Source organism: Zoogloea sp. (genome assembly GCF_041914405.1).
Classification (GTDB): domain Bacteria; phylum Pseudomonadota; class Gammaproteobacteria; order Burkholderiales; family Rhodocyclaceae; genus Zoogloea.
Genome location: NZ_JAYSDK010000012.1, coordinates 70,967 through 94,739 on the forward strand (window position 1 = coordinate 70,967; position 23,773 = coordinate 94,739).

The window sequence follows — 23,773 nt, forward strand, 5'->3', positions numbered from 1 at the left end:
GTTCTTCCTTTACCCGGCGAGACCAGCGCAGACGTCCGCCACACGGGCCGTCGCTTCCGGCTTGGCACACCCGCGGGCCTTGTCGGCCATCGTCAGCAGGCGCTCGCGATCCATCTCCTGCAGCAGCGCGGCCAGGCGCTGCGGCGTCAATTCGGTTTGCGGCAACAGCACCGCCGCGCCAGCCTCGGCGAGGAAGCGGGCATTGCCGGTCTGGTGGTCATCCACCGCATGGGGGAAAGGCACCAGCACGCTGGCCACACCAACGGCCGCCAGCTCGGCGACGGTCAGCGCGCCGGAACGGCAGATCACCAGATCGGCCTTGGCATAGCGCGCCGCCATGTCGTCGATGAAGGGCAGCAACTCGCCTTCCACACCAGCGGCCTGATAGGCCGCACGCAGCGCATCGATCTGCTTGGCGCCGGCTTGATGCGTGACCAACGGCCGTTGCTCCGGTGCCAGCAGCGCCAGTGCCTTCGGCATCGCCTCATTAAGAGCCGCCGCGCCGAGACTGCCGCCAACCACCAGCACCCGCAGCGGACCGCTTCGGCCGGCAAAGCGCTCGGCTGGCGGCGCGACTGCGGTGATCTCGGCACGCACCGGATTGCCGGCCCATTCACCCTTCTTCAACACGCCGGGGAAACCGGTCACCACCTTGTCGGCGACGCCGGCCAGCACGCGGTTGGCCAGGCCGGCAACGGAATTCTGTTCATGCACCACCACCGGCCGGCCGAGCAGCGCTGCCATCATGCCGCCAGGGAAGGTCACGTAACCGCCCATCCCCAGCACCACATCCGGCTTGACGCGACGGATCTGGCCGAGGGCCTGGGCAAAACCGCGCAGCAAGTTGACCGGCAGCAGAAGCTTGCGCAGCAACCCCTTTCCTCGCAGCGCCGAGAAACGCACCCAGGCCATGTCGTAGCCGCTGGCCGGCACGATGCGCGCCTCCATGCCTTCCGGGTTGCCCATCCACACCACCTTCCAACCGCGCGCGCGCAAGGCGTCGGCAACGGCAAGGCCGGGGTAGATGTGGCCGCCGGTACCGCCGGCCATGACCATCAGCGTCGGCATCAGGCCTTGCCTCCACGCATGATCTGGCGGTTTTCCCAGTCGATCCGCAGCAGGATCGCAATGGCCACGCAGTTGGCGAGAATGCCTGAGCCGCCGAAACTCATCATCGGCAGGGTCAGCCCCTTGGTGGGCAGCAGGCCCATGTTCACGCCCATGTTGATGAACGATTGCACGCCGAACCAAATGGCGATGCCCTGGGCCACCAGTGCCGCGTAGTTGCGCTCCAGCACCACCGCCTGACGGCCGATAGCGAAAGCACGCTGGATCAGGATCGCGAACAGCACGATGACCGTCACTACGCCGACGAAGCCGAGTTCCTCGGCGATCACCGCCAGCAGGAAGTCGGTATGGGCTTCAGGAAGGTAGAACAGCTTCTCGATGCTGCCACCCAGGCCAACGCCGAACCACTCACCGCGGCCGAAGGCGATCAACGCATGGGACAGCTGATAGCCCTTGCCGTAGGCGTCCTGCCACGGGTCCATGAAGCCGAGGATGCGCTGGCGACGGTATTCGGAGAAAGTGATCAGCAGCACGAAGCCCACCGCGGCCACCACCGCCAGCAGCGCGAACAGGCGGACATTGATGCCGCCCAGGAAGAGCACGCCGAAGGCAATCGCGGTAATCACCACGAAGGCGCCAAAGTCCGGCTCTTTCAGCAGCAGGAAGCCGACGAAAAGGATCACCCCGGCCATCGGCAGGAAACCCTGCTTGAAGCTGCCCATCAGCGGCAGCTTGCGTGCGGTGTAGTCCGCCGCATACAAGGCGGCAAACAGTTTCATCAATTCGGACGGCTGCAGGTTGACCACCCCCAGCGGCAACCAGCGCCGGGCACCATTCACGTCCCGCCCCACATGGGGAATCAGCACGATCAACAGCAACACCACCCCAGCAATAAACAGCCACGGCGCCATCTCCTGCCAGGCCCGCATCGGAATCTGGAAGACCACCACGCCGGCAATCACCCCGATCGCCAGAAAGACCGCGTGGCGGATCAGGAAGTAGGCCGGCTGGTGGCCGAACATGCGGCTGCCCTCGGCCGTCGCGATGGACGCCGAGAACACCATCACCAGTCCCATCAGCAGCAGCGCCGCCGAGGACCAGATCAGAGCCGGATCAAGCTCCCGCGGCTGGCTGAGCGGCCGCATCAGGCGATGAACCGCCCGGCCAGCCACCAGCGAACCGTTGTCGCCGGCGTGGCGGGCCCAGAAATCGGACAGGCGGGCGGCAAGCTTCATACGGCACGCACTCCGGGGAGACGTTTCACCGCGTCGATGAAGACCTGGGCGCGGTGGGCATAGTTGCGGAACATATCGAGACTGGCGCAGGCCGGCGACAGCAGCACCACGTCACCGGCTTCAGCCCGGGCATTGGCCTCCAGCACCGCCGCATCCATGTCTGCGGCGTGAAGCAGCGGTACGCCGCAGCCAGCCACCGCCTCTTCGATGGTCCGCGCATCACGGCCGATCAACACCACCGCGCGGGCATAGCGGGCGAAGGCATCCTTCAGCGGCGAGAAATCCTGGCCCTTGCCGTCGCCGCCGACGATCAGCACCACCTTGCGGCGCAGGCCTTCCAGCGCTGCGACTGTCGCGCCGACATTGGTACCCTTGGAGTCGTCGTAATAGGTCACGCCGTCACCCCGCTCGGCGACCAGCTCGACCCGGTGCGGCAGACCGCGAAAGGCTTTCAGCGCCGCGACCAGGCTGTGGCGCGGCAGGCCGGCAGCCTCGCCCAAAGCCAGCGCGGCCAGCGCGTTGGCGACGTTGTGGTTGCCCGCCAGTTGCAGTTCCGAGCGCGCCAGCAGACGTTCAGCGCCACGCATCAGCCACTCGCCATCAGCTGCCTGCACCACGCCGAAATCATCGACGCCGGTCGGCGCATCGACGCCGAAGGTGAACACGCGCCGGCCCGGCAGGGCCATCGCAGCCACCCGGGGGTCTTCCCGATTGAGAACCTGTACGCCGGCGCCCTGGAACACTGCAGCCTTGGTGGCAGCGTAGTCGTCCAGTCCGTCATAGCGATCCAGGTGATCGTCCGTAACGTTGAGAACGGTAGCCGAAACCGCGCCAAGCGCCGGCGCGGTTTCGAGCTGGAAGCTCGACAGCTCGAGCACCCAAACAGCAGGAAGCGCCTGGCCAGCGGCCTGACGCTCCATCAAAACGTCCAGCGCGGCCGGGCTAATGTTGCCCGCCACCACGCCATCCACACCGCAGGCCCGCACCATCTCGCCGGCCAGCGTGGTGGTGGTGGTCTTGCCGTTGGTGCCGGTGATCGCGATGATCTTCGTCTGCTCACGCACGCCGAGGGCCTCGAGGGCCTGGACCAGCAGGTCCATCTCGCCAACGACCGGGATGCCGCGCTGGCGCGCCGTCACCACCAGCGGCTGACGCGGATCGACCCCCGGGCTGATCGCAACGCGGCTCACGCCATCGAGGAGGGCCGGCTCGAACGGACCGGTGGCGAGCTCCGCGGCCGGCACCTCGTCACGTAGGCGATCCACGCCGGGCGGCACCGCCCTGGAATCCGCCACCCGCAGCGCCACGCCCTGCCCGGCCAGCCAGCGGGCCATCGCCAGGCCGGATTCGCCAAGACCGAGAACGAGAGTGAGGTCAGACGTGCTCATGTCGGCTTACCGCAGCTTGAGAGTGGACAGGCCGAACAGCACGAGCATGATCGTGATGATCCAGAAGCGCACGACAACCTGGGTTTCCTTCCAGCCACCGAGCTCGTAGTGGTGGTGCAGCGGCGCCATGCGGAAGATGCGTTTGCCGCCCGAATACTTGAAGTACAGCACCTGCACCATCACCGACAGGGCCTCGGCGACGAACAGGCCGCCCATGATGAACAGCACGATCTCCTGGCGGACGATCACCGCGATGGTGCCCATCGCCGCACCAAGGGCCAGTGCGCCAACGTCGCCCATGAAGACTTCCGCCGGGTAGGCGTTGAACCACAGAAAGCCCAGACCGGCACCGGCGATTGCGCCGCAGATCACCGCCAGCTCACCAGCGCCCGGGATGTAGGGCACGCCGAGGTACTTGGAAAAGCCCATGTGGCCGGCCACGTAGGCGAAGATCGCCAGCGCCGAGCTGACCATCACGGTCGGCATGATCGCCAGGCCGTCGAGGCCGTCGGTGAGGTTCACCGAGTGGCTGGTGCCGTTGATGACGAAGTAGCTCAGGATGATGAAGCCGATCACGCCAAGCGGGTACGCCACGGTCTTGAAGAAGGGCACGATCAGTTCGATCTGGGCCGGCAATGTGGCGGTCAGGCCGAGGAACACGGCGGCGGCCAGCGCGATGGCGGATGTCCAGAAATACTTCCAGCGGCTCGCCAAGCCCTTCGGATCGCGATAGACCACCTTGCGCCAGTCATCCACCCAACCCACAGCCCCAAAGCCGAGCGTCACGAACAGCACCACCCACACGTACTTGTTGCGCAGATCCCCCCACAGTAGCGTGGTGATGGCGATGGCTATGAGGATCAGCGCACCGCCCATGGTGGGCGTGCCAGCCTTGGTCAAATGGGACTTGGGTCCGTCGTCACGGACCGCCTGGCCGATTTTCTTGGCGGCCAGCCAGCGGATCACCGGCGGGCCGAAGACGAGCGACAGCACCAGCGCCGTACCGGCAGCCAGTACCGCGCGCAACGTGATGTAGCCGAACACGTTGAAGAAACGGGCGTCCTTGCCCAGCCACAGGGCAAGTTCAAGCAGCATGCCGAGCCTCCCCGCAAACGAAGGAAACCGGACAGCCCACCCATGTACCGCTAAGAATCATCAAACCTTCTCCGTGATGGCGTTCACGACCCGTTCCATCTTCATGAAACGGGAACCTTTCACGAGCACCACCGTATCTGCATTGAGCTCCTGTTTCAGCGCCGCGACGAGGTCGTCGAGCTTGCTGAAATGGAACCCACCTTCACCGAAATTGCGTGCCGCAATCTCGCTCATCTCACCCAGACCGAACAGAAAATCGACGCCTTCGCTCTTGGCGTAGCCACCGATCTCGTCGTGGTACTGGAAACTCTGCTCGCCGATCTCCCCCATGTCTCCGATCACCAGGATCTTGCGGCCCGGGGTGGCGGCCAGCACTGCGATGCCGGCACGCATCGAGTCGGGGTTGGCGTTGTAGCTGTCGTCAATGACCACCGCGCCATTGACGCCCTTGCACAGGTGCAAGCGTCCGGGCGTCCCGGTGAATCCTCCCAGGCCTTCGGCCACCGCATCGAGGGATATGCCGGCCGCCAGGCACGCCGCGGCAGCGGCCAGCGCGTTGCGCACATTGTGTTCACCGGGCACTTGCAGCCGGAAGCGCACTTCGCCCTGGGGGGCATTGAGCACGACATCGCTGGCAAAACCATGGCAGGTCGTGCGTGCAGTGACGTCGGCGGCGGCCTTCAGGCCGAAGCGGAGCGTCCGGCGCCCTTCATTGAGGCCTTGCCAGAAACCTGCGAAGGCGTCGTCGGCATTGATCACCGCGATACCGTCCGACGCCAGACCGTTGTAGATCGCCCCCTTCTCGCGGGCGACCTCCTTGAGATTACCCATACCCTCCAGATGCGCGCGCTGGGCATTGTTCACCAGCGCCACCGTCGGCCGGGCCAGATGAGTCAGATAGTCAATCTCGCCCGGATGGTTCATACCCATCTCGATAACCGCTGCCCGGTGGTTGCCCGACAGGCGCAGCAGCATCAGCGGAAGACCGATGTCGTTGTTGAGGTTGCCCTTGGTGGCCAGCACGGCGAGGTCCGGATCGAAGCCGTCGCGGCGCACCTGTGCGCGAAGGATAGCCGCGCACATCTCTTTTACCGTGGTCTTGCCGTTGCTACCGGTGACGCCGATCAACGGGAGCTCGAAACGGCTCCGCCAGTTCGCCGCCAGGCGGCCAAGGCCGAGACGCGTGTCGTCGACGATGACCAGCGGCAGCGGCACCGGGTTGGCCGCCGCCCAGGCACGGTCGACCATCGCTGCCACGGCCCGTTGCCCAGCGACGGCAGCAACGAAGGCGTGGCCATCGAAGCGCTCGCCACGCAGGGCAACGAACAGCTGGCCGGGCTGGATCGCGCGGGAGTCGGTGCTGACTGAGGAAAAGGTGACATTGCCCCCTACCGCAGTGCCCGCCGTGGCCAGGGCGGCTTCCTGAATGTCCATCACAGGAGGTCTCCCTGGGCATCGTTCCAGGCCTGCAGCGCGACCCGCGCCTGCTCCACGTCGGAGAAGGGATAGCGCACGCCCTTTATTTCCTGATAGGGCTCATGCCCCTTGCCGGCGACAACGATCACGTCGTCGGCGGCCGATGACAGGATCGCCTTGCGGATCGCCTCGGCACGGTCAGGAACGATCTCGGCCTGCGGCCCGGCGGCCACCGCGATCTGCTGGAGGATCGCCAGGGGATCTTCGCTGCGCGGATTGTCGCTGGTCAGCACGACCCGGTCGGCCAGGCGGGCAGCCAGTTCGCCCATGATCGGCCGCTTGCCGGGGTCGCGATCGCCACCGCAGCCGAACACGCAGGTCATGCGCCCGTTGCGCGCAGTGACGGTGGCGCGCACTGCGCGCAGCACCTGCTCGAGGGCATCCGGGGAGTGGGCGTAATCCACCACCACCAGCGGATCGCAAACGCCGCCCATGGTCTGCATGCGTCCCTGGGGCGGGGTCAGGCCTTCCGCCACCGAGGCCGCGTCATCCAGGGTGAAGCCCGACGCCATCAGCGTGCCGATAACGGCCAACAGGTTGGAGACGTTGAACTGTCCGACCAGATTGGGGTACAGATCGGCGGACTCGTTGCCGCAACGCGCCGTGAAGCGAATGCCGGCGGCCGTGGTGGTCAACTTGTCGGCGATCAGCACGCGATTGACCGGCGCCGCGTCAGCGTTGCTGGCAATGAGGGTGTAGCCGATGACTTCCAGCCCGTGTCCGGCCAGCCGACGCGCCTGCTCCATGCCGAAGCGGTCATCCAGGTTCAGGACCACCGAACGCAGGCCGGGCATGTCGAATAGACGGGCCTTGGCGGTCGCGTAGTTCTCCATGCTGCCGTGGTAGTCGAGATGATCCCGGGTCAGATTGGTGAGCACCGCCACGTCAAAACGCAAGCCGTTGAGACGCCCCTGGTCGAGTCCGATGGAAGACACTTCCATGGCCACCGCCTGGGCGTCGGCGGCGCGGAACTCCGCCAGGGTGCGATGCAGGGTCAGACTGTCCGGCGTGGTGTTGAGGCTGGCCGACAGGGCGCCAGGAAAACCGATGCCGAGAGTGCCGATCACCCCGCACTTGCGGCCGAGGGCGGCAAATGCGCGGGTCAGCCACTGGCTCACCGAAGTCTTGCCATTGGTGCCGGTCACACCGACCAGCCAGAGGGCTTCCGACGGGCGCCCGCAGACTTCGTCTGCAAGATAGCCTGACAGTGTCGCCAAGCCGTCCACCGCCAGATTGGGAACCTGCAGGCCGGCATCCCAACTGTGGCCTTGGCGCTCCCACAGAACGGCGGCGGCACCCGCGTGCACGGCCTCGGTAATGAAACGCCGACCATCCACACGGTGCCCGGGACAGGCCAGGAAGACATCACCGGCACGGACCTGGCGCGAATCGGCGCACAGACGGGTCACTTCCACGCCGGCCTTGGCCAGCTCTTCGAGAACGGCGCGCGCCTTCTGCTGAGGCTGCTGCATTTACATGGACTCCCCGGAAGCGGCGGAAGTGCTGCCCTGGCGGGCAACCTGCAAGGGTTTCAAGGGGGCATCGGCCGGCACGCCGAGGGTCCGCAGGGCGCCGCCCATCACCTGGGCGAAGACCGGGCCTGCCACGCTGCCGCCGTAGTGCTTGCCGGCAGTGGGTTCGTCGATCATCACGGCGACGATCAGACGCGGATCGGAAATGGGGGCAATGCCGACGAAGGAGGCCACGTACTTGAGGGCGTAACGGCCACCAACCAGCTTCATGGCCGTACCCGTCTTCCCGCCGACGCGATATCCGGGCACATTGGCCTCGACCGCGGTTCCCCCAGGCTGAACGACCATTTCAAGCATCTGGCGCACCTCGCGGGCAGTCTGCGGCGAGAACACCCGCGTACCGTGCAAGGGCGGCGCATCGAGACGCAGCAGGGACAAGGGCACCATGTCGCCATCGCGGGCGAACACCTGGTAGGCGTTGGCCATCTGCATCAGGCTCACCGAGATACCATGCCCGTAAGACATCGTCGCCTGCTCGATCGGGCGCCAGCTCTTGGCCGGCCGCAGCCGCCCGCCGACCTCACCCGGGAAACCGAGCTTGAGCGGCGTACCGAAGCCGAGGTTGTCGAACATCTTCCACATCACTTCCGGCTGGAAGGCCAGCGCCATCTTGGCAGCACCGATGTTCGACGACTTCTGGATCACCTGAGCCACCGTCAGGGCGCCATGGGGGTGAGCGTCGGAAATCGTCGCGGTGCCGATGGTCATCCGCCCCGGAGCGCAGTTGATGATCGTGTTGGCCGTAAATTTGCCGTTTTCGAGCGCCAACGCAGCCGTGAAGGGCTTCATCGTGGAGCCCGGCTCATAGGTGTCCGTCAACGCGCGGTTGCGCAACTGCTCACCGGTTAGGTGGACCCGGTTGTTCGGGTTGAAGGTCGGCGCATTGGCCAGCGCCAGGATCTCCCCGGTCTTCGCATCGAGCACAACGACGCCGCCAGCCTTGGCCTTGTTGTCGGTGATGGCTTGCTTCAACGCGGCATGGGCCAGGTACTGGATCTTGTTGTCGATGGCCAGCGCAACTTCCTTGCCGTCCTGCGGCGGACGAATGGACTGCACGTCCTCGACCACGTTGCCCCGCCGGTCCTTGACGACCCGACGGGAGCCGGGCTTACCAGCCAGCGCCGACTCGTAGGCCAGCTCGATGCCTTCCTGCCCCTTGTCGTCCACGCCGGTGAAGCCCAGCACATGGGCCATGACCTCACCGCCGGGATAGAAACGACGGTATTCCCTTTGATCGTGGATGCCTGGCAACTTGAGCGCGGCGAGGCGGTCCGCAAGCTCCGGCGACACCTGGCGCTTCAGGAACACGAACTCCTTGTCCACCGCCAGCTTCTGGTTGACCTCGTTAACGTCCAGCTCCAGCAGGCTGGCCAGCTGCCGCGTCTGGGCCGGACTGAGGCGGGCATCCTCGGGGATCGCCCAGATAGATTTGACCGGCGAGGAGACCGCCAGCACATCGCCCTGGCGGTCTGTGATCTTGCCGCGTGTTGCCGGCACCCCCAGCAGACGGGCATAGCGGGACTCGCCCTTGGCCTGCAGGAACTGATCATTGACCCCCTGCAGGTAGGCCGCCCGGCCGATCAGCGCCAGCGAGCCGCCAAGCAGGCACAGCAGCACGAAGCGCGGTCGCCAGGCCGGCAACTCGGAACGCAGGAGGGGATTATGGTTGAAGGTGACGCCCTTCTTGGCCTTGTTCATGGCCGCTCCTCGATGGCAATGATCTGCCCAGACTGAGGCGGGCGCATCGCGAGCTTCTCGCGAGCGAGTTTTTCGATGCGGGCGTGGGCGGCCCAGGTGCTTTGCTCCAGCTGGAGCTGCCCCCACTCGACTTCCAGCTGGTTGGAACGTTGTTGCTCGCGTTCGACCGCGGCATACAGCTTGCGAGCCTGATGCTGGGAGGCCACCACGCCGAGGCTGCTGGCCACCACCAGCATCAGCAGGAATCCGTTGAGGCGCGCCATGTCAGGACTCCAGCCTTGTTGCAATGCGCATCACGGCACTGCGGGAACGCGGATTGGCAGCCACTTCGTCGTCAGACGGCCACACAGGCTTGCCGACCAGGGCCAACTTGGGCTTCGGCAGATCGGCGGCACGCACCGGCAGACGCGCAGGAAGCTGCGGCGGACGCGACTCGTCACGCATGAAGCGCTTGACGATGCGGTCCTCGAGCGAGTGAAAACTGATCACTACCAGACGGCCGCCCACGGCCAGCCGTGCAACGACCTGCGGAAGGATCAGCGACAGTTCCTCGAGCTCTTGATTGACACAAATCCGTAGAGCTTGGAAGGTACGCGTCGCCGGGTGCTGGCCCGGCTCGCGTGTGCGGACCGCTTTTTCCACGATCGCGGCAAGCTGTCCCGTGGTTGCAACAGCCCCCCCTGTCCGAGCAGTTGCAATCGCCTTTGCAATCTCATAAGCAAACCGTTCTTCACCGTATTCCCTCAGTACGCGGGTGATGTCAGCAATCGGCGCATCCGCCAACCATTCCGCCGCGGTCACGCCGCGGGTCGTATCCATTCGCATGTCGAGCGGCGCGTCGAAGCGAAAGCTCATGCCCCGCTCTGCCTCATCCAGCTGGGGGGATGACACACCCAAGTCCAGCAGGACTCCGTCCACCCGTTCGATTCCGCGCTCGGCGAGCGCCTCCGCAAAATCCGAGAACGGCGCATGCACCAGCTCGAAACGCGGATCCGCCACCGCCTGGCCAGCGGCAATCGCCACCGGATCCCGGTCAAAGGCAATCAGGCGGCCCTGCGGCCCGAGACAGGCCAGGATCGCACGACTGTGCCCACCCCGCCCGAAAGTACCGTCCACGTAGACGCCATCTGGTTTGATAGCCAAGGCAGCCACTGCTTCTTCCAGTAGCACCGTGATATGCGGTGTGTTCGTCACAGCGGCAAGGTTTCCCAACCGGCAGGCATGAGCTGGTCACCCAGCGCGAAGATCGCCTCCTGCTGTTTCTGCCAACCAGCATCCGACCAGAGTTCAAAGTGATCGCCCTGCCCCACCAGATGCACCTGCTTTTCAAATTGAGCGAAGGAGCGCAGCTCCGGCGCGATGAGGACACGCCCAGCCGCGTCCATCTCCTCGTCGCGGGCAAAACCGACGAGCAGGCGCTTGAGCAAGGCGGAGTGCTGATCGAGGCTGGAGCCGGCCAGCACCTTGTCACGGATTGGCACCCACGCCGGCGCCGGATAGATCAGCAGGCAACGATGGGGGTGGGCAGTAAGGACGAGTTGATTCTCGGCGAGCTTCGTCAGCGCGTCCCGATGCCGCGCCGGAATCGCCAGGCGACCCTTCGCATCGAGACTGAGCGCTGCGGCGCCTTGAAACATCATTCCCCCACTTCTCCACTCGGATGAACCGGAAAAACTCACTTTTTCCCACTTTCATCCACTTCGCCCCACTTTAGAGGAAAAGAAATACTCGGTCAACTTGACCACCACGTAAATTTCTTTTGGACACAAGCACTTACAGTTAAGAAGGGCGCAAGACAAATCCGCTTATAAATCAATGCCCATAAGGAGGAATGCAAAAGTGTTGGATCAATTCCAACGCCAGCGGAACCTCAACCGACGAGAAAAAACAAGGTGAAATTGCACACCGCCACCCTGCGGGCAGACCGGAAACGGCCCCGCAGGTGGGGAAAAGTGGAGGAAAAACGTAAGATGGGGGAAGCCCGCCGATAAGCCGGGTTTTGTCGAGCAGCCGGATCTGACGATCCAGCCGCCGGGCAATCATTCCTCTGGTCGACGCGTTACCGCGCCGCTCTAGCAGCCTACCCGGGGACTCCGCGAGCAGCGTCAACGTCCCCCTATTTGGCCTTGCCCCGGATGGGGTTTACCGTGCCGTCACTGTTGCCAGTGCCGCGGTGGGCTCTTACCCCACCGTTTCACCCTTGCCTGATCTCCGAAGAGCCATCGGCGGTCTGCTCTCTGTTGCACTTTCCGTCGCTTTCACCCGAGGGCTATGGCGCCCGGCCGTTAGCCGGCATCCTGCTCTATGGGGCCCGGACTTTCCTCGATGCCAAAGCACCGCGATTGCCTGGCGAACTTCCCGGCGCGGAGTATAGCCGCTCAAGCCTTCCTGTGCCCGGAAAATCAGTCCGGATCGCGCAAATCGGCCGCCTGCTCGACCACCCGACCGACCACGCAGTCGAGACGGGACATGAAGGCTGGGTCATCCATGCTTCCCCAGGCCGTCAGCGCCTCGCCCACCGAAATCCCAACCTCCAACCTGCCGCAGCCACCGCTGCCGTTGCCGACCAGCCCCGGCAAGCGCCCGGCAACCTTGCGCCCGAGACGCCCGCCGCCGGCAAAAACCACCACCACGTCGTCCTTGTTACGGGGATCCACCCCCAGGCTGCGCACCCCCACCGCACGCAGGGCGGCACCATGACGCGCCTCGATCTGCTGGACAATTTCCGAATCCTTCCGAGACCGCATATCGCCGCCATCCGGCCCACGCATCTGGAAATACAACACAGCACCAACCGCCAGAAGGATCAGCACACACAAGCCGATCGCCACTTTTCTCACATCCATGACTTATACCGTACCCGACAACCCAACTTCGTCCATTCCGACAACAGAACCACCCCGTGCCCCGACGGGCGGGCCAGCCTGCCCCCTTGTCAGCAAATATTGCAAAAAGCCACTTGCATTACATTTACTTACGTATGTGATCGCCACTCACACACACCACCGCCACCCCGGTGCTGCAATGAAAATGTTCCGTTCCGGAGTCAGACACAATGACAACACGACTCGTCCACCACGTGCTGTTGGCCTTCGTTGCCACCACCACCCTGCTTTCCACGCTGCCGGCGAACGCCGATGGCCCACGCGGACACGCCCACGGCCCCGGAGGCTTTGCCGGCCCTCGCGGACCGATAGGCAGCCCCGGCTACTGGCACCATGGCCATCACGACGGACGCTGGGGCTGGTGGTGGGTTGCCGGTGCGACCTGGCTATTCTACCCGCAGCCGATCTACCCCTACCCGCCGGTCGTGGTCCAGCAATCACCTGAACCCGTGGTCGTACAACCGGCTCCCCAGCCTGTCGCCCAGAACTGGTACTACTGCGACAGCGCGAAGGCCTACTACCCCTACGTGCAGAGCTGCGCGGAGGGCTGGCGCAGCGTACCTGCGACACCGCCAGCCAGCACTCCAGCCCCCTCCAGCCCCCAAAGCAACTGGTACTACTGCGACAGCGCCAAGGCCTACTATCCCTACGTTCAGAGTTGCCCCGAAGGCTGGCGCGCCACCCCTGCCTCGGCGCCGGCCGCCAATACAGCCCCCACGGTCCCCGGAGGTGCCCAATGAAAGCCGCTTTCGCCCTGCTCCCACTTATCCTGCTGAGCGCATGCGCCAGCCTGCCCAGCGGCCCCCGCGTCGCCGTCATGCCAGCCCCCGGCAAGCCTTTCGACCTGTTCGTCGCCGAGGACCGGCAGTGCCGCGCCTTCGCCGAGCAGTCCATCGGCACCGCCCCGCAGGATCTGGCCGCCCAGAACGTGATCAACAATGCCGCCGTGGGCACCGCTGTCGGCGCGGCGGTCGGCGCGCTGGGCGGCGGCCACAACGGTGCGGCGACGGGGGCCGCAGTCGGCATGGTGGCGGGCACCGCCAGCGGCGCATCCCAGGCGGGCTATGCTGGCGCCGACGCCCAGCGCCGCTACGACATTGCCTACCAGCAATGCATGTACGCCAAGGGTAATCAGCTGCCGGGCTATGGCTACCGGCAAGCCCCATCGAACGCTCCCAGCTACTATTACCCGCCTCCGCCGCCGCGATGACTGGGGCCCGCCGCGGATGACTTCCCCTGCGCCGTCCGGCACAATCCGGCGCAGGAGAACCTTGCATGAAATTCGATGTACTCGTCGTAGGCGCCGGACTCGCCGGCGCCGCCTTTGCTGCCGCATTGCGCGGTAGCAGCCTGAAGATCGGGATTGTCGAAGCCCGCCCGCCCTACCGGCCTTCCGGCTGGGATCCGCGCATCTACGCGATCAGCCCCAGCAATGTGGACTTCCTGACCGGCATCGGCATCTGGCCGCACCTGGACACCAGCCGCATTGCAGCGGTCTATGACATGGAAGTCCATGGCGACGCCGGCGGACGCCTGGACCTCTCCGCCTATGACTGCGGCCTGCGAGAACTGGCCTGGATCGTCGAATCCAGCCTGATGCAGCAGGAACTGTGGGAAACCGTCAAACGCCAGCACAATGTCACCCTGCTGTGTCCGGCGGAGCCATCGGCCCTGGCGATGGACGACGATGCCGCACGATTGACGCTGGCCGATGGGCGACGCCTGGAGACGCGCCTGATCGTCGCCGCCGACGGCCGGGACTCCTGGGTCCGCGAGGCTGCCGGCATCGACGCACGCAATACGCCCTACGGCGAAAAAGGCGTGGTCGCCAACTTCCGCTGCGAAAAACCCCACCAAAACACGGCCTTTCAGTGGTTCCGCAAGGACGGCATCCTCGCCTACCTGCCCCTGCCTGAGCAGCAGATGTCGATGGTGTGGTCCGCGCCGGATGCCCTCGCCGACGAACTGGTCAGCCTGTCGCCCGCGGAATTGTGCGCCCGTGTCGCCGAAGCTGGCGGATACCGCCTCGGCGCCCTCGAACTGATCACGCCCGCAGCTGCTTTCGCACTGCGCCTGATGCGCGTCGAAACCGTCGTGCGGCCTCGCCTGGCGCTCATCGGCGACGCCGCCCACGCGATCCACCCCCTGTCCGGACATGGCATCAACCTCGGTTATCAAGACGCCCGCGTGCTGGCCGAACAACTGGCCACGCTGCCAGCGTGGCGCGACCCAGGCGAGTTATCGATCCTGCGCGCTTATGCCCGCGCCCGCGCCGAGGAGACCGCGCTACTCCAGTACACCACGCACGGCCTCAATCGCCTGTTCAAGCCTGCCGACCCGCTTTTGTCCGGGCTGCGCAACTTCGGTCTGAACCTCACCAACCGCCTGCCGGTCGTACGCAATGCGCTGATGCGCTATGCCATTGCCGGCCGGTTCTGAACCCTGCCGCCCCTGAACCTGTAGTTCCTGGAGATCCCGGATGAAATTCCCCTTCGTACGCTCGCTGCTCGCCTCCCTTTTTCTAGCAGCGGGTGTCGCCCACGCAGCCGACGAAGCCTCGGTCAAGAAAAGCCTGGAGAGCTTCCTCAACGCCCCGGCCGTCGACAGCGTCAAGAAAACCCCCTACGGCAACCTGTACGAAGTGGTGCTCAAATCCGGTGAGCTGCTGTACACCGACGCTGGCGTCAGCTTCATCATCGACGGCAGCCTGATCGACGCCAAGACGCGCAAGAATGTGACCCAGGCCCGCCTGGCCCAGTTGATGAAGATCGACTTCGGCACGCTGCCGCTGGATAACGCCATCAAGCAGGTGCGCGGCAACGGCAAGCGCGTGATCGCCACTTTCGAGGACCCCAACTGCGGCTACTGCAAGCGCCTTGCCAAGGATATGCAAGGCCTCAAGGACGCCACCGTTTACACCTTCCTGTATCCGATCCTGAGCCCGGACTCCACCGAGAAGTCGAAGAACATCTGGTGCGCCAAGGACCGTGCCGCTGCCTGGAATGACTGGATGACCGCCGCCAAGGTGCCGCCGACCGCCGCCGCCAGCTGCGACACCAGCGCCATCGACCGCAACGTGAGTCTGGGCCAGAAACTTAAGGTCAGTGGCACGCCAACCATCTTCACCGCCGACGGCAACCGCCTGCCGGGTGCCGTGCCCTTGGCCCAGCTTGAACAGGCCATGACCCAGGCCGCCAGCGGCAAGTGAGACCAGGCGGGGCCTCGCCCCTGTTTCAGGCAGCGGCGCGCCGGCGGCGCGGCCTGACAATGGGCTGGCAGGCCGTCGACGGCTGGCCGAACAGATAGCCCTGCAGCCAGTCCACGCCGGCATCCCGAGCCACATCCAGTTGCAGTGGATGTTCGATGCACTGGCATGCCACCTGTGCCCCCAGGCGGCGGATCTCCTCGACCAGATCGGTCATGACCTTCCTTGCCAGGCTCAGGTGGCCGGAATGGCCGATCAGGCTGCGATCCAGCTTGACGACGTCCGGCGCCAGCGTTTCGAGGCGCTCCAAGTCGGAGGTATGGCGCCCGAAATTATCGATGGCGATCCGATAGCCGCGCTCCCGGTAGCCGGCGATAGCTCGCAGCAAACCCGGCAGGGCCTCGAAACCATCATCCGACACCTCCAGCACGATGCGGTCCGGCGTCAGGCCGCAACGGGCCAGGATGGACTCGAAGACATGCCCATGGTGCTCACGGATCGTCCGCAGATGCTGGGGATGCACATTCAGGGACAGGAAGCCACCGTGCTGGTTGCGCTCCTGCAGGAAGTTCAGTGCATGCAGGGTACGCGCCAGCCGGTCGAGGTGTACCAGTTCGGCATCATCACGGGCGTCAAGGAACACCGCTTGCGGCGAAAGGCCGACCGCATCCCCTTCCAGCACTTCCAGATGGGCCTCGTGGCCAAGCACGCGATCGCCCTCCCGTGCCATCACCGGCTGGAACAGCGTCCCCAGCAGCATCGAGCCGAAGCGCGCCCGCACCCGCCCCTCTGAGATAACGAAGCTCTGCTCCGGTGCCGACGGGCAGGCCAGCTGGTTACGCTTGTTGAAGTAATGGACGAGTTCGGTGAGGGGCACGATGTTCTCCCGCGAGTGAATCCTGCGGCGCCGGCAGCCGGCTCCAAACCGGAGGACGATACCGACGCCCCCCATGCCAGCCAACCATGAAATAACGCAAAACTTATTCCCGGCTGCGACCACCTCCGCGAGCACTCAACGGGGAATCTGGTCCCGCGGCCACAGCACCCACATTTCGCCCTTCTGGCGCATCCGCCCGGCCTGCACGCCCGCTTCGGCGCCAAAGCCCCAGAAGAAGTCCCCGCGTACACCACCCTTGATCGCGCTGCCGGTATCCTGGGCCAGCATCAGGCGGCGCAAGGGCTGCTGACTGTTGGGGTAGGTCGTCGACAAAAACACTGGCGCCCCCAGCGGCACGCTGCGTGGATCCACCGCCATGCTGCGCCCTTCTGTCAGCGGCTGGCCGATGGCCCCGACCGGCCCGCCGGCAGAACTGGCCACCTCCCGGAAGAAGATGTAGCTCGGATTGGCGTTGAGCAACTCCTGCAGACGTGCCGGGTTGGCCCGCGCCCAGTTCTTGATCCCGTCCATCGAGGCCTGCTCCATCTTCAGCTCACCTCGATCCACCAGCCAGCGCCCTATCGACTGATAAGCGTAGCCATTGGTATCGGCATACGCCAGGCGAACCACACCGCCGTCCGGCAGCTGCACACGCCCAGAACCCTGCACCTGCAGAAAGAACAGCTCGATGGGATCTTCCGCATAGAGGATCGTCTTGCCCGCGAACTTGTCCGGCTGGCGCGCCATGTCGCTGCGGGAGAAATACGGGACAACCTTGTTGCCAACCAGGCGGCCGCGCACCCGCTGCCCCTTCAATTCCGGAAAGAGATCACCCAGCTCGATGGTCAGCAGATCCTCCGGAACCCCCAGCACCGGCCACTGAAAAGCCTTCGAGCGGGTCCGGCTGCCCTTGATCAGCGGCTCGTAGTAACCCGTCACCAAGCCCTCATGGGTGCCGTCGGGATTGACGACTCGCCAAGGATTAAAACGGGCCTCCATGAAGCTCCGCACCGCTGACGCGCTTGGGGTCGTGCCCAGGGATCTTGCCGCATCGCAGGGCACCTGCCACACGGGCTGGCGTGCCAGCGCCCGGCAGGACGCCAGGAAGGCGGGCCAGGCCTCGTCCAGGGCGTCACTGCTCCAGCCGGGCAGATCGGACCAGGACGATGACAGCAGCGGCCGGCTCAATGCCTGTGGCACGACACCACCACTACGGGCGGCCGGGGCCGCAGCGGGAGGCGCAGCTGAAGGCGTCACGGAAGGCGTATGGGCGCATTTGGCGCAACCGGCATCGCTGACCGGCTTGGGAGCGCTTGCACAAGCGGCCAGCAGGGATGAAACCAGAACTACGGACAGACGGGGAAAAGCGCGGAACATGGATGGAGTACACTCACGGCTTGCAGAACAACCATTTCAGTATAACCACCGGTTCGCCGGCCGGGCGCACAGAAGGACACTCCATGTGGTTGATCGGTCTTGAACTCGGCGTTGTCGCCGTGCTGCTCGCCATCGTCGGACTGGCCCTGCGCAGCCCCCGGCACAAGGATTCGGATCCCCCTCCCCATGACTGACCTGAACCAGTTTCTCGCCCGCGCCGAGCGGGTGCTCGAACGTCTCGAAGCCATCCTTCCCGCCGCCCCCACGCCCCCCGACTGGAACGCTGCAATCGCCTTCCGCTGGCGGCGCCGGCGCAATGCCGCCGGGCTGGTAGCGGTGACGCATCCGCACCAGATCCGCCTGGACGACCTGCAGGACATCGACGACAAGAAGGAACGCATCGTCGCCAACACGCGCCAGTTCCTGGCCGGCAAGCGCGCCAACAACGTGCTGCTCACCGGCGCCCGCGGCACCGGCAAATCCTCGCTGGTAAAGGCGGTACTCAACGAATTCGCCGCCGACGGCCTGCGCGTGATCGAGGTGGACAAGGACGATCTGGTGGACTTGCCGGACATCGTCGAGCTACTGGAAGGGCGCCCCGAGCGCTTCATCCTGTTCACCGACGACCTCTCCTTCGAGGACGGCGAGCCGGCCTACAAGGCGCTGAAGAGCATCCTCGACGGCTCCCTCGCTGCAGTGCCGGACAACGTGCTGATCTACGCTACGTCCAACCGCCGCCACCTGATGCCGGAGTACTTTGCAGAGAATGCCGCCACTGTGCATAAGGACGGCGAGGTCCATCCCGCCGAGGCCGTGGAGGAAAAGATCTCCTTGTCCGAACGTTTCGGCCTGTGGATCTCCTTCTACCCTTTCAGCCAGGACGAATACCTGGCAGTCGTGAAGCACTGGCTGGGCGAGTTCGGCGTACCCCCCGAGGCCATTCCGGCCGCCCGCGGCGACGCACTTCAATGGGCGCTGCTGCGCGGTTCGCGCAGCGGGCGCGTGGCCTGGCAATTCGCCCGTGACTACGCGGGGCGCTTCGAAGCATGAAGAAGATCGTCCATGTGGCAGCCGCGGTAATCACCCGGCCCGACGGCAGCTTCCTTGTCGGTCAGCGCGCCGACGACACCTTCTACGCCGGCTACTGGGAATTCCCAGGTGGCAAGGTCGAGCCGGGCGAAACCCCACGCGATGCACTGATTCGCGAACTGCACGAAGAACTCGACATGCAGGTGGACGAAGCCTGGCCGTGGCTGACCCGCGAACACGTCTATGAGCACGCCCATGTCAGCCTGCACTTCTTCGAGGTCCCGACCTGGCACGGAGAAATTCACGACCGCGTGCATGCCGCGCTCTCATGGCAACAGGCCGACGCGATGACCGTCGAACCGATGCTGCCGGCCAACGGCCCAATCCTGAAGGCCCTGCGTCTGCCGCGCACGATGGGCATCACGCAGGCCGCGGAAGTCGGCGTAGCCGCCCAGTTGACGCGCATCGACAAGGCCCTCGCCGGCGGACTGCGCTTGGTCCAGATCCGTGAAGCCGGCCTGGCCGAGAGCGAGCGGGAAGGCTTTGCCCGGGAAGTCGTGGCCCGCTGCAGCGCGGCCGGGGCCATCGCGCTGGTCAATGGCGACCTGGAACTGGCCCACCGCTGCAACGCCCATGGGGTGCATCTGCCCGGCCATCTGCTGGCCAGCACGGAAACGCGGCCGGACTTCGAATGGGTCGGTGCGGCCTGCCACAGCCGGGCGGAGCTCGAACACGCCGCCGCGCTGGGCCTCGACTACGCGATGCTGGGTTCCGTGAAAGCCACTTCCAGCCACCCGGGCCAGGCAGGCCTGGGCTGGGACGTCTTTGCGGAACGGGTGCGCAACCTTCCACTGCCAGTGTTCGCTGTCGGCGGCCTGGATGTGGCCGACCTCAACACCGCCAAGGCGGCGGGCGCCCACGGCATCGCTGCAATCAGAGCGATCTGGAAGGACTGATCAGCGGCCGAAATGCGAGAGGGGATCCGCCTCGTCGTCGAGGGGCGTTTCCCCTTCCACCCGGTAGGCGTCGGACGCCCAGGCGCCCAGATCGATCTTCCGGCAGCGCTCGGAGCAGAACGGACGATGGGGGCTCTGCGGCCCCCACACCACCGGAGCGCCACAGGTCGGGCATTTCACCTCGCGAGGTGCACGCGGCTTTTCCATCAGAGATTGCAGAACGTCAGCTGGAACGGCACGTCCACGTCCACCTGCCCCGGGCGGGTGACGGTTTCGGCGTTCATGAAGCGGATGTTGAGGGCGTACTTGTTGGCGCTGGTTTCCGGTACGCAGTGGGCGCCGCTCTGCAGGCGGATGCGGATCATCTGCACGGTGCGGCCACCCATGGTCTGCTGGAAGGCACCGCGCAGCGCGGTCAGGTCTTCCGGCTGGCCGCTGGCACGGAGCAGGCGCAGCACGATGGCCTGGCCATCGCGGATCGGCAGCAGCGGATGCAACCAGGCGCTCAGGTCATGTCGGCGCTGCTCGGGATCCCGGTTCAGCCAGTGATGATAGGACGGCAGGTCGAACTCGCAGGCTCCACCAGGAATGGCGGCGCGGCTGCGGATGTTCATCAGCCATTCGTTCTCGCGCAGGTACTGCCCGGTCTTTCCTGCCATCGCGAGCAATGACGCCGAGGCCTGCTCGATCTCATACAGGGCACCGGACAGCGCATCTTCTGATATCTGGGGATTGTTGCGGAAGGACAGCAGGATCTGGCGCTGGCGCTCCAGCTCCTGCACCAGATCGACTTTCAGATCGGCCCGGCTGGCAACTTCGAGAATCTCGAACACGGTCAATAACATCACGTGGTGTTCGAGCGAACCATCCGACGCAAGGAAATGTGCGGCCTTGTCGAAAAGGTCTTCCAGCCTCAGGAGCGTCCGGATCCTCTCGTTGAGCGGATATTCGTAAGTGATCACGCGCGCGCCTGAATATCGAGTGGGAAGGTGTCGGTCTGACCGGCGCGAATCATATCACACGCCCTCCCGCTGCGCGGCGAGCGCCAGGTAGCGGCGATGCAGGCTAGCGACCTGCTCCCGCAACTGCGGCAGGTCGCCGCTGTTGTCTACCACATCGTCCGCCGCCGCCAGACGATCGGCCCGCCGGACCTGCACGGCCATGATGGCCCGCACCTGGCAGGCCTCGAGGCCGCTGCGGCTGACAACGCGCTCGACCTGGATCTCCTCCGGACAGTCCACGACACACAGACGCTGCACCCGCCCACGGTAGGTGCCCGACTCGATCAGCAGGGGCACCACCAGCAGCACATAGGGCGCTTGCGCAGCATGGCACTGGCGGTCACTCTCGGCGCGGATCATCGGATGAAGAATCGCCTCAAGTCGCTTGCGGGCGTCCGGATCCTCGAAGGCCAGCGCCCGCATCGCGGGCCGGTTCAACGAGCCATCCTCGGCGATCACCCCGGCGCCGAAGGCTTCGCGTATCGCAGTCATCGCAGCCCCATCCGGCGCAGTAAGCGCATGGGCGATCCGGTCGGTATCTACGACAGCGACCCCCAGCTCCTCAAAAAGCTCAGCTGCCGCGCTCTTGCCGCTACCGATACCGCCGGTCAAACCGACGACGAAAGCTTGTTCGCTCATGGCGTGCACTCGAGACGATTGACGCCACGCAGGCGCTCGGAAAGATCGCTGACCACGGTGGCCAGGCTGTCGCTGGGGCCGCGCACTTCGAGACGGGACACCCCGCCGCCCCGCGCCAGCACCTGGGCGCTTCGCACCCCTTTTTCCTTCAAGGCATCAAGCTGACGGCTGGCCGCCAGCTCGCTCTTGTAGAGGCCCAGGGAAATCGCAAACTGGGTCGGCCCGGCTTCCTGCATGATAAAGAGATCGGTAATACCGAGCTTGCGCAGTTCGGCTGCCTTCTTGTCGGCGGCATCCTTGCTGCCCTGCGACGGAATATGCACCCACCAGGACGAAGGCGCCTCGCCGCGCGCCTCGGTGAGCTTGAAGCCGGACCCCGCCTTGGCGATTCGTGCCGACAGCTCCCGGGTCTGATCACCACTGAGACCACTGAAGATCACGCATGCCTGCGGCGCAACAGCCTCCTGCGCGGGCGCCTCCTCGACCTTGCCCTCCACCGCCGGCGCCTGGGCGGGAACTGGGGCACGTCGCACCGGCGCGCGCGGCTCCTCGCCGACCAGACGGATCCCGTCCGGGTTCAGCTGGTTGCTCAGCCGCTCCGGCTCACCGTGATGGAGCTCTCCGCCCAGCCAGCCCTTCCACAGGGACAGGGCAAGCAGATTGGCAAACAGCAGGATGATGACGAACACACGCAATGGGGCCATGGGCTTAAGACTAACGTATCCGCCGCACGCGGAAAAGGCACCCGCCCCGGGCGGAACGCCGCGCCGCGCTTCAGGCTTCGTCCAGCATGCGGGCCAAACCTTCGAGAACCAGGTTGTCCACCACGCGCAGCGGGCACTCAAGATGCGGCGCCAAGGTCGCCGCCGCACCACCGTTGAGGAGGCAGAGTGCATTCGGCTCGCTGCCGACGAGGCGGAACATGCGCTCAATGGCCCCAAGCTGGGCCTGCAGGCAACCGCTAACGATAGCATCCGCCGTGCGCCGCGGCGCCGCGACGAAACGCCCGTCCGAATATGGAAGCTGAGCCGTGTCACGGGCCAGGGACAGGCGCATCAGATCCAGTCCCGGCAGGATCACGCCGCCCTGAAAAACGCCGACGGCATCGAGCACATCCGCCGTGGTTGCCGTTCCCGAAGTCACCACCAACGCAGCACCGCCATGGAGCGCACGGGCGCCGACCAGGGCGGCCCAGCGATCCGCGCCGAGACGCGCCGGCTCGGTATAGCGGTTAAGCACACCAAACCCCTCCGCCTGAGGCTGGATCCACACCGGCATCAGCTGGCGTGAAGCGAGCATCGCGCCGAGTCGGCCACCGACCGTGGTTCCTGCCACGTTGGCGCCGAGCATGCGATGGACTTGCCCGAGTCCGGCCAGCACATCCGCAAAACCGTCCAGAGCACTCAGCAGGACCGCGCCTTGCCCCCGCCAGCCGGCGCCATCGTGGAGCCCCCACTTGAGGCGGGTATTGCCCACGTCGAGCAACAGATCCATCAAGCGACCCTCAGGGAAACATCGCCTGACAACACACGGCGCAAGCCATCGGCGGTTTGCAACAGCAGGGCTCCGTCCTCGTCCGCCCCCAGGCAGATCCCGGCCAGCTCCTCGGCCTCCCCAAGTATGCGCACCGGCAGATCGGCGAATGCATTGCGCTGCTGCCAGGCACCGCGTAGCGCGCCAAAGCCGGCGGCAGCATAGATGTCGAGAAGGCGGTGCAACTGGAGCAACACCAGCCCGAGCAACTGGCTCGCCCCCGGTGGCTGCGTGAGACAGGCAGCGAGATCGGTTACCCCTGTCGGGTAGTCAACGCAGGCATCCGGCGGCAGGCGCCGGTTGATCCCGATCCCGATCACGGCGGCCGGCGTTCTGCCGCGCCCCGGCAGAAGTTCGACCAGGATGCCCGCCAGCTTGTGGCCGTGGATCAGCACGTCATTGGGCCACTTGAGCTGGACGCCCTCCACCCCCAGTTCCTCCAGCGCTCGCGCAACGGCCAGCCCGGCCACCAGGGACAGCCCCGCCGGCACCGGTGCCCCCGGCTCGAAACGCCATAGGGCCGAGAAGGTCAGGCTCGCACCCGGCCACGATTGCCAGACGCGGCCACGGCGACCTCGCCCCGCGGTTTGCACATCGGCCGCCAGCACGTGCACGCGCCCGTCATCCGGCGGTGGGTCGGCCAGCAGACGGCTGTTGGTGGAGTCGCACTCCGGCAGGATCTGCACGGAAAATCCGGCGGCCTCACCGCCGAGGGCGGCCGCCACCTCGGCCCCGTCGAGGGCCTCGCAAGCAGAATGGTCCACGAATCAAATCCGACT

25 protein-coding genes and 1 other RNA gene are annotated in these 23,773 nt (G+C 65.5%); 6 read left to right on the forward strand and 20 right to left on the reverse strand.

Annotation, left to right across the window (positions count from 1 at the left end; genetic code table 11):
• Positions 1-9 precede the first annotated feature (9 nt).
• From murG to ACE3RX_RS09555, 12 genes are all read right to left on the reverse strand, one after another.
• Entirely contained in the window at positions 10-1,068 is a 1,059-nt protein-coding gene (murG, locus tag ACE3RX_RS09500; protein WP_374482714.1) for an undecaprenyldiphospho-muramoylpentapeptide beta-N-acetylglucosaminyltransferase, read from the reverse strand.
• On the reverse strand, positions 1,068-2,303 hold the full coding sequence (gene ftsW, locus ACE3RX_RS09505) for a putative lipid II flippase FtsW (RefSeq protein WP_374482716.1): 1,236 nt from the start codon (positions 2,301-2,303) through the stop codon (positions 1,068-1,070). Before ftsW ends, murG begins: the two co-directional genes overlap by 1 nt.
• Positions 2,300-3,691: a UDP-N-acetylmuramoyl-L-alanine--D-glutamate ligase gene (gene murD / locus ACE3RX_RS09510; RefSeq protein WP_374482718.1), complete on the reverse strand. Its 1,392-nt coding sequence runs from the start codon at positions 3,689-3,691 to the stop codon at positions 2,300-2,302. The genes ftsW and murD overlap by 4 nt, the downstream gene beginning before the upstream one ends.
• A 6-nt stretch (positions 3,692-3,697) precedes the next feature.
• Positions 3,698-4,786 (reverse strand): phospho-N-acetylmuramoyl-pentapeptide-transferase, encoded by a 1,089-nt coding sequence (mraY, locus tag ACE3RX_RS09515; RefSeq protein ID WP_374482720.1) that lies wholly within the window; start codon positions 4,784-4,786, stop codon positions 3,698-3,700.
• Positions 4,787-4,846: 60 nt separating this feature from the next.
• The gene (murF, locus tag ACE3RX_RS09520) at positions 4,847-6,223 is read right to left on the reverse strand and encodes a UDP-N-acetylmuramoyl-tripeptide--D-alanyl-D-alanine ligase (RefSeq protein WP_374482722.1); all 1,377 of its coding nucleotides are present in this window, start codon (positions 6,221-6,223) and stop codon (positions 4,847-4,849) included.
• The gene (locus tag ACE3RX_RS09525) at positions 6,220-7,734 is read right to left on the reverse strand and encodes a UDP-N-acetylmuramoyl-L-alanyl-D-glutamate--2,6-diaminopimelate ligase (RefSeq protein WP_374482724.1); all 1,515 of its coding nucleotides are present in this window, start codon (positions 7,732-7,734) and stop codon (positions 6,220-6,222) included. The genes murF and ACE3RX_RS09525 overlap by 4 nt, the downstream gene beginning before the upstream one ends.
• The gene (locus ACE3RX_RS09530) at positions 7,735-9,492 is read right to left on the reverse strand and encodes a peptidoglycan D,D-transpeptidase FtsI family protein (protein ID WP_374482726.1); all 1,758 of its coding nucleotides are present in this window, start codon (positions 9,490-9,492) and stop codon (positions 7,735-7,737) included. It abuts the gene before it with no gap.
• On the reverse strand, positions 9,489-9,755 hold the full coding sequence (gene ftsL / locus ACE3RX_RS09535) for a cell division protein FtsL (protein ID WP_374482728.1): 267 nt from the start codon (positions 9,753-9,755) through the stop codon (positions 9,489-9,491). The genes ACE3RX_RS09530 and ftsL overlap by 4 nt, the downstream gene beginning before the upstream one ends.
• 1 nt (position 9,756) lies before the next feature.
• Positions 9,757-10,686, reverse strand: coding sequence for a 16S rRNA (cytosine(1402)-N(4))-methyltransferase RsmH (gene rsmH, locus ACE3RX_RS09540; RefSeq protein WP_374482730.1), 930 nt, complete (start codon positions 10,684-10,686; stop codon positions 9,757-9,759).
• Positions 10,683-11,129: a division/cell wall cluster transcriptional repressor MraZ gene (gene mraZ, locus ACE3RX_RS09545; protein ID WP_374482814.1), complete on the reverse strand. Its 447-nt coding sequence runs from the start codon at positions 11,127-11,129 to the stop codon at positions 10,683-10,685. Before mraZ ends, rsmH begins: the two co-directional genes overlap by 4 nt.
• 335 nt (positions 11,130-11,464) lie before the next feature.
• Positions 11,465-11,850: RNase P RNA component class A (rnpB, locus tag ACE3RX_RS09550), an RNA gene on the reverse strand.
• A gap of 44 nt (positions 11,851-11,894) precedes the next feature.
• Entirely contained in the window at positions 11,895-12,338 is a 444-nt protein-coding gene (locus ACE3RX_RS09555; RefSeq protein WP_374482732.1) for a hypothetical protein, read from the reverse strand.
• Positions 12,339-12,547: 209 nt separating this feature from the next.
• Between ACE3RX_RS09555 and ACE3RX_RS09560 the strand changes: the two genes are divergently transcribed.
• The 4 genes from ACE3RX_RS09560 to ACE3RX_RS09575 all read left to right on the forward strand — a co-directional run bounded on the left by ACE3RX_RS09560 (position 12,548) and on the right by ACE3RX_RS09575 (position 15,585).
• Positions 12,548-13,117, forward strand: a complete 570-nt coding sequence (locus ACE3RX_RS09560; RefSeq protein WP_374482734.1) for a hypothetical protein — start codon at positions 12,548-12,550, stop codon at positions 13,115-13,117.
• Entirely contained in the window at positions 13,114-13,587 is a 474-nt protein-coding gene (locus ACE3RX_RS09565) for a YMGG-like glycine zipper-containing protein (RefSeq protein WP_374482736.1), read from the forward strand. Before ACE3RX_RS09560 ends, ACE3RX_RS09565 begins: the two co-directional genes overlap by 4 nt.
• A 65-nt stretch (positions 13,588-13,652) precedes the next feature.
• Positions 13,653-14,816: a UbiH/UbiF family hydroxylase gene (locus ACE3RX_RS09570; RefSeq protein ID WP_374482738.1), complete on the forward strand. Its 1,164-nt coding sequence runs from the start codon at positions 13,653-13,655 to the stop codon at positions 14,814-14,816.
• A 40-nt stretch (positions 14,817-14,856) separates the two neighbouring features.
• Positions 14,857-15,585 (forward strand): DsbC family protein, encoded by a 729-nt coding sequence (locus tag ACE3RX_RS09575; protein ID WP_374482740.1) that lies wholly within the window; start codon positions 14,857-14,859, stop codon positions 15,583-15,585.
• Between the two features lie 25 nt (positions 15,586-15,610).
• Here the strand turns inward: ACE3RX_RS09575 and ACE3RX_RS09580 are convergent, their stop codons facing one another.
• Both ACE3RX_RS09580 and ACE3RX_RS09585 read right to left on the reverse strand, forming a co-directional pair.
• Positions 15,611-16,459, reverse strand: a complete 849-nt coding sequence (locus tag ACE3RX_RS09580; RefSeq protein ID WP_374482742.1) for an EAL domain-containing protein — start codon at positions 16,457-16,459, stop codon at positions 15,611-15,613.
• 135 nt (positions 16,460-16,594) lie between these two features.
• Positions 16,595-17,611, reverse strand: coding sequence for a murein transglycosylase A (locus ACE3RX_RS09585; RefSeq protein WP_374482816.1), 1,017 nt, complete (start codon positions 17,609-17,611; stop codon positions 16,595-16,597).
• A 411-nt stretch (positions 17,612-18,022) separates the two neighbouring features.
• Between ACE3RX_RS09585 and ACE3RX_RS09590 the strand changes: the two genes are divergently transcribed.
• Both ACE3RX_RS09590 and ACE3RX_RS09595 read left to right on the forward strand, forming a co-directional pair.
• Positions 18,023-18,886, forward strand: a complete 864-nt coding sequence (locus ACE3RX_RS09590) for an ATP-binding protein (RefSeq protein ID WP_374482744.1) — start codon at positions 18,023-18,025, stop codon at positions 18,884-18,886.
• Positions 18,883-19,821: a Nudix family hydrolase gene (locus tag ACE3RX_RS09595; RefSeq protein WP_374482746.1), complete on the forward strand. Its 939-nt coding sequence runs from the start codon at positions 18,883-18,885 to the stop codon at positions 19,819-19,821. The genes ACE3RX_RS09590 and ACE3RX_RS09595 overlap by 4 nt, the downstream gene beginning before the upstream one ends.
• Here the strand turns inward: ACE3RX_RS09595 and ACE3RX_RS09600 are convergent, their stop codons facing one another.
• The 6 genes from ACE3RX_RS09600 to ACE3RX_RS09625 form a co-directional block, all read right to left on the reverse strand.
• Positions 19,822-20,028 carry a DNA gyrase inhibitor YacG gene (locus ACE3RX_RS09600; protein WP_374482748.1) on the reverse strand — a complete coding sequence of 69 codons (207 nt, stop codon included), beginning with the start codon at positions 20,026-20,028 and terminating at the stop codon, positions 19,822-19,824.
• On the reverse strand, positions 20,028-20,783 hold the full coding sequence (gene zapD / locus ACE3RX_RS09605; RefSeq protein ID WP_374482750.1) for a cell division protein ZapD: 756 nt from the start codon (positions 20,781-20,783) through the stop codon (positions 20,028-20,030). Before zapD ends, ACE3RX_RS09600 begins: the two co-directional genes overlap by 1 nt.
• Positions 20,784-20,837: 54 nt before the next feature.
• A complete protein-coding gene (coaE, locus tag ACE3RX_RS09610; RefSeq protein ID WP_374482752.1) occupies positions 20,838-21,461 on the reverse strand; it encodes a dephospho-CoA kinase in 624 nt (207 codons plus the stop codon).
• Positions 21,458-22,165 carry an SPOR domain-containing protein gene (locus ACE3RX_RS09615; protein ID WP_374482754.1) on the reverse strand — a complete coding sequence of 236 codons (708 nt, stop codon included), beginning with the start codon at positions 22,163-22,165 and terminating at the stop codon, positions 21,458-21,460. The genes coaE and ACE3RX_RS09615 overlap by 4 nt, the downstream gene beginning before the upstream one ends.
• 70 nt (positions 22,166-22,235) lie before the next feature.
• Entirely contained in the window at positions 22,236-22,955 is a 720-nt protein-coding gene (locus ACE3RX_RS09620; protein ID WP_374482756.1) for a type III pantothenate kinase, read from the reverse strand.
• Positions 22,955-23,758, reverse strand: a complete 804-nt coding sequence (locus tag ACE3RX_RS09625) for a biotin--[acetyl-CoA-carboxylase] ligase (RefSeq protein WP_374482758.1) — start codon at positions 23,756-23,758, stop codon at positions 22,955-22,957. The genes ACE3RX_RS09620 and ACE3RX_RS09625 overlap by 1 nt, the downstream gene beginning before the upstream one ends.
• Between the last annotated feature and the right edge of the window lie 15 nt (positions 23,759-23,773).

Bases quoted from the DNA above. Each gene is read 5' to 3' on its own strand.
- murG (WP_374482714.1), bottom strand. From the start codon at position 1,068: ATGCCGACGCTGATGGTCATGGCCGGCGGTACCGGCGGCCACATCTAC.
- ftsW (WP_374482716.1), bottom strand. From the start codon at position 2,303: ATGAAGCTTGCCGCCCGCCTGTCCGATTTCTGGGCCCGCCACGCCGGC.
- murD (WP_374482718.1), bottom strand. From the start codon at position 3,691: ATGAGCACGTCTGACCTCACTCTCGTTCTCGGTCTTGGCGAATCCGGC.
- mraY (WP_374482720.1), bottom strand. From the start codon at position 4,786: ATGCTGCTTGAACTTGCCCTGTGGCTGGGCAAGGACGCCCGTTTCTTC.
- ACE3RX_RS09525 (WP_374482724.1), bottom strand. From the start codon at position 7,734: ATGCAGCAGCCTCAGCAGAAGGCGCGCGCCGTTCTCGAAGAGCTGGCC.
- ACE3RX_RS09530 (WP_374482726.1), bottom strand. From the start codon at position 9,492: ATGAACAAGGCCAAGAAGGGCGTCACCTTCAACCATAATCCCCTCCTG.
- ftsL (WP_374482728.1), bottom strand. From the start codon at position 9,755: ATGGCGCGCCTCAACGGATTCCTGCTGATGCTGGTGGTGGCCAGCAGC.
- mraZ (WP_374482814.1), bottom strand. From the start codon at position 11,129: ATGTTTCAAGGCGCCGCAGCGCTCAGTCTCGATGCGAAGGGTCGCCTG.
- ACE3RX_RS09555 (WP_374482732.1), bottom strand. From the start codon at position 12,338: ATGGATGTGAGAAAAGTGGCGATCGGCTTGTGTGTGCTGATCCTTCTG.
- ACE3RX_RS09560 (WP_374482734.1), top strand. From the start codon at position 12,548: ATGACAACACGACTCGTCCACCACGTGCTGTTGGCCTTCGTTGCCACC.
- ACE3RX_RS09565 (WP_374482736.1), top strand. From the start codon at position 13,114: ATGAAAGCCGCTTTCGCCCTGCTCCCACTTATCCTGCTGAGCGCATGC.
- ACE3RX_RS09570 (WP_374482738.1), top strand. From the start codon at position 13,653: ATGAAATTCGATGTACTCGTCGTAGGCGCCGGACTCGCCGGCGCCGCC.
- ACE3RX_RS09575 (WP_374482740.1), top strand. From the start codon at position 14,857: ATGAAATTCCCCTTCGTACGCTCGCTGCTCGCCTCCCTTTTTCTAGCA.
- ACE3RX_RS09590 (WP_374482744.1), top strand. From the start codon at position 18,023: ATGACTGACCTGAACCAGTTTCTCGCCCGCGCCGAGCGGGTGCTCGAA.
- ACE3RX_RS09595 (WP_374482746.1), top strand. From the start codon at position 18,883: ATGAAGAAGATCGTCCATGTGGCAGCCGCGGTAATCACCCGGCCCGAC.
- ACE3RX_RS09600 (WP_374482748.1), bottom strand. From the start codon at position 20,028: ATGGAAAAGCCGCGTGCACCTCGCGAGGTGAAATGCCCGACCTGTGGC.
- coaE (WP_374482752.1), bottom strand. From the start codon at position 21,461: ATGAGCGAACAAGCTTTCGTCGTCGGTTTGACCGGCGGTATCGGTAGC.
- ACE3RX_RS09615 (WP_374482754.1), bottom strand. From the start codon at position 22,165: ATGGCCCCATTGCGTGTGTTCGTCATCATCCTGCTGTTTGCCAATCTG.
- ACE3RX_RS09620 (WP_374482756.1), bottom strand. From the start codon at position 22,955: ATGGATCTGTTGCTCGACGTGGGCAATACCCGCCTCAAGTGGGGGCTC.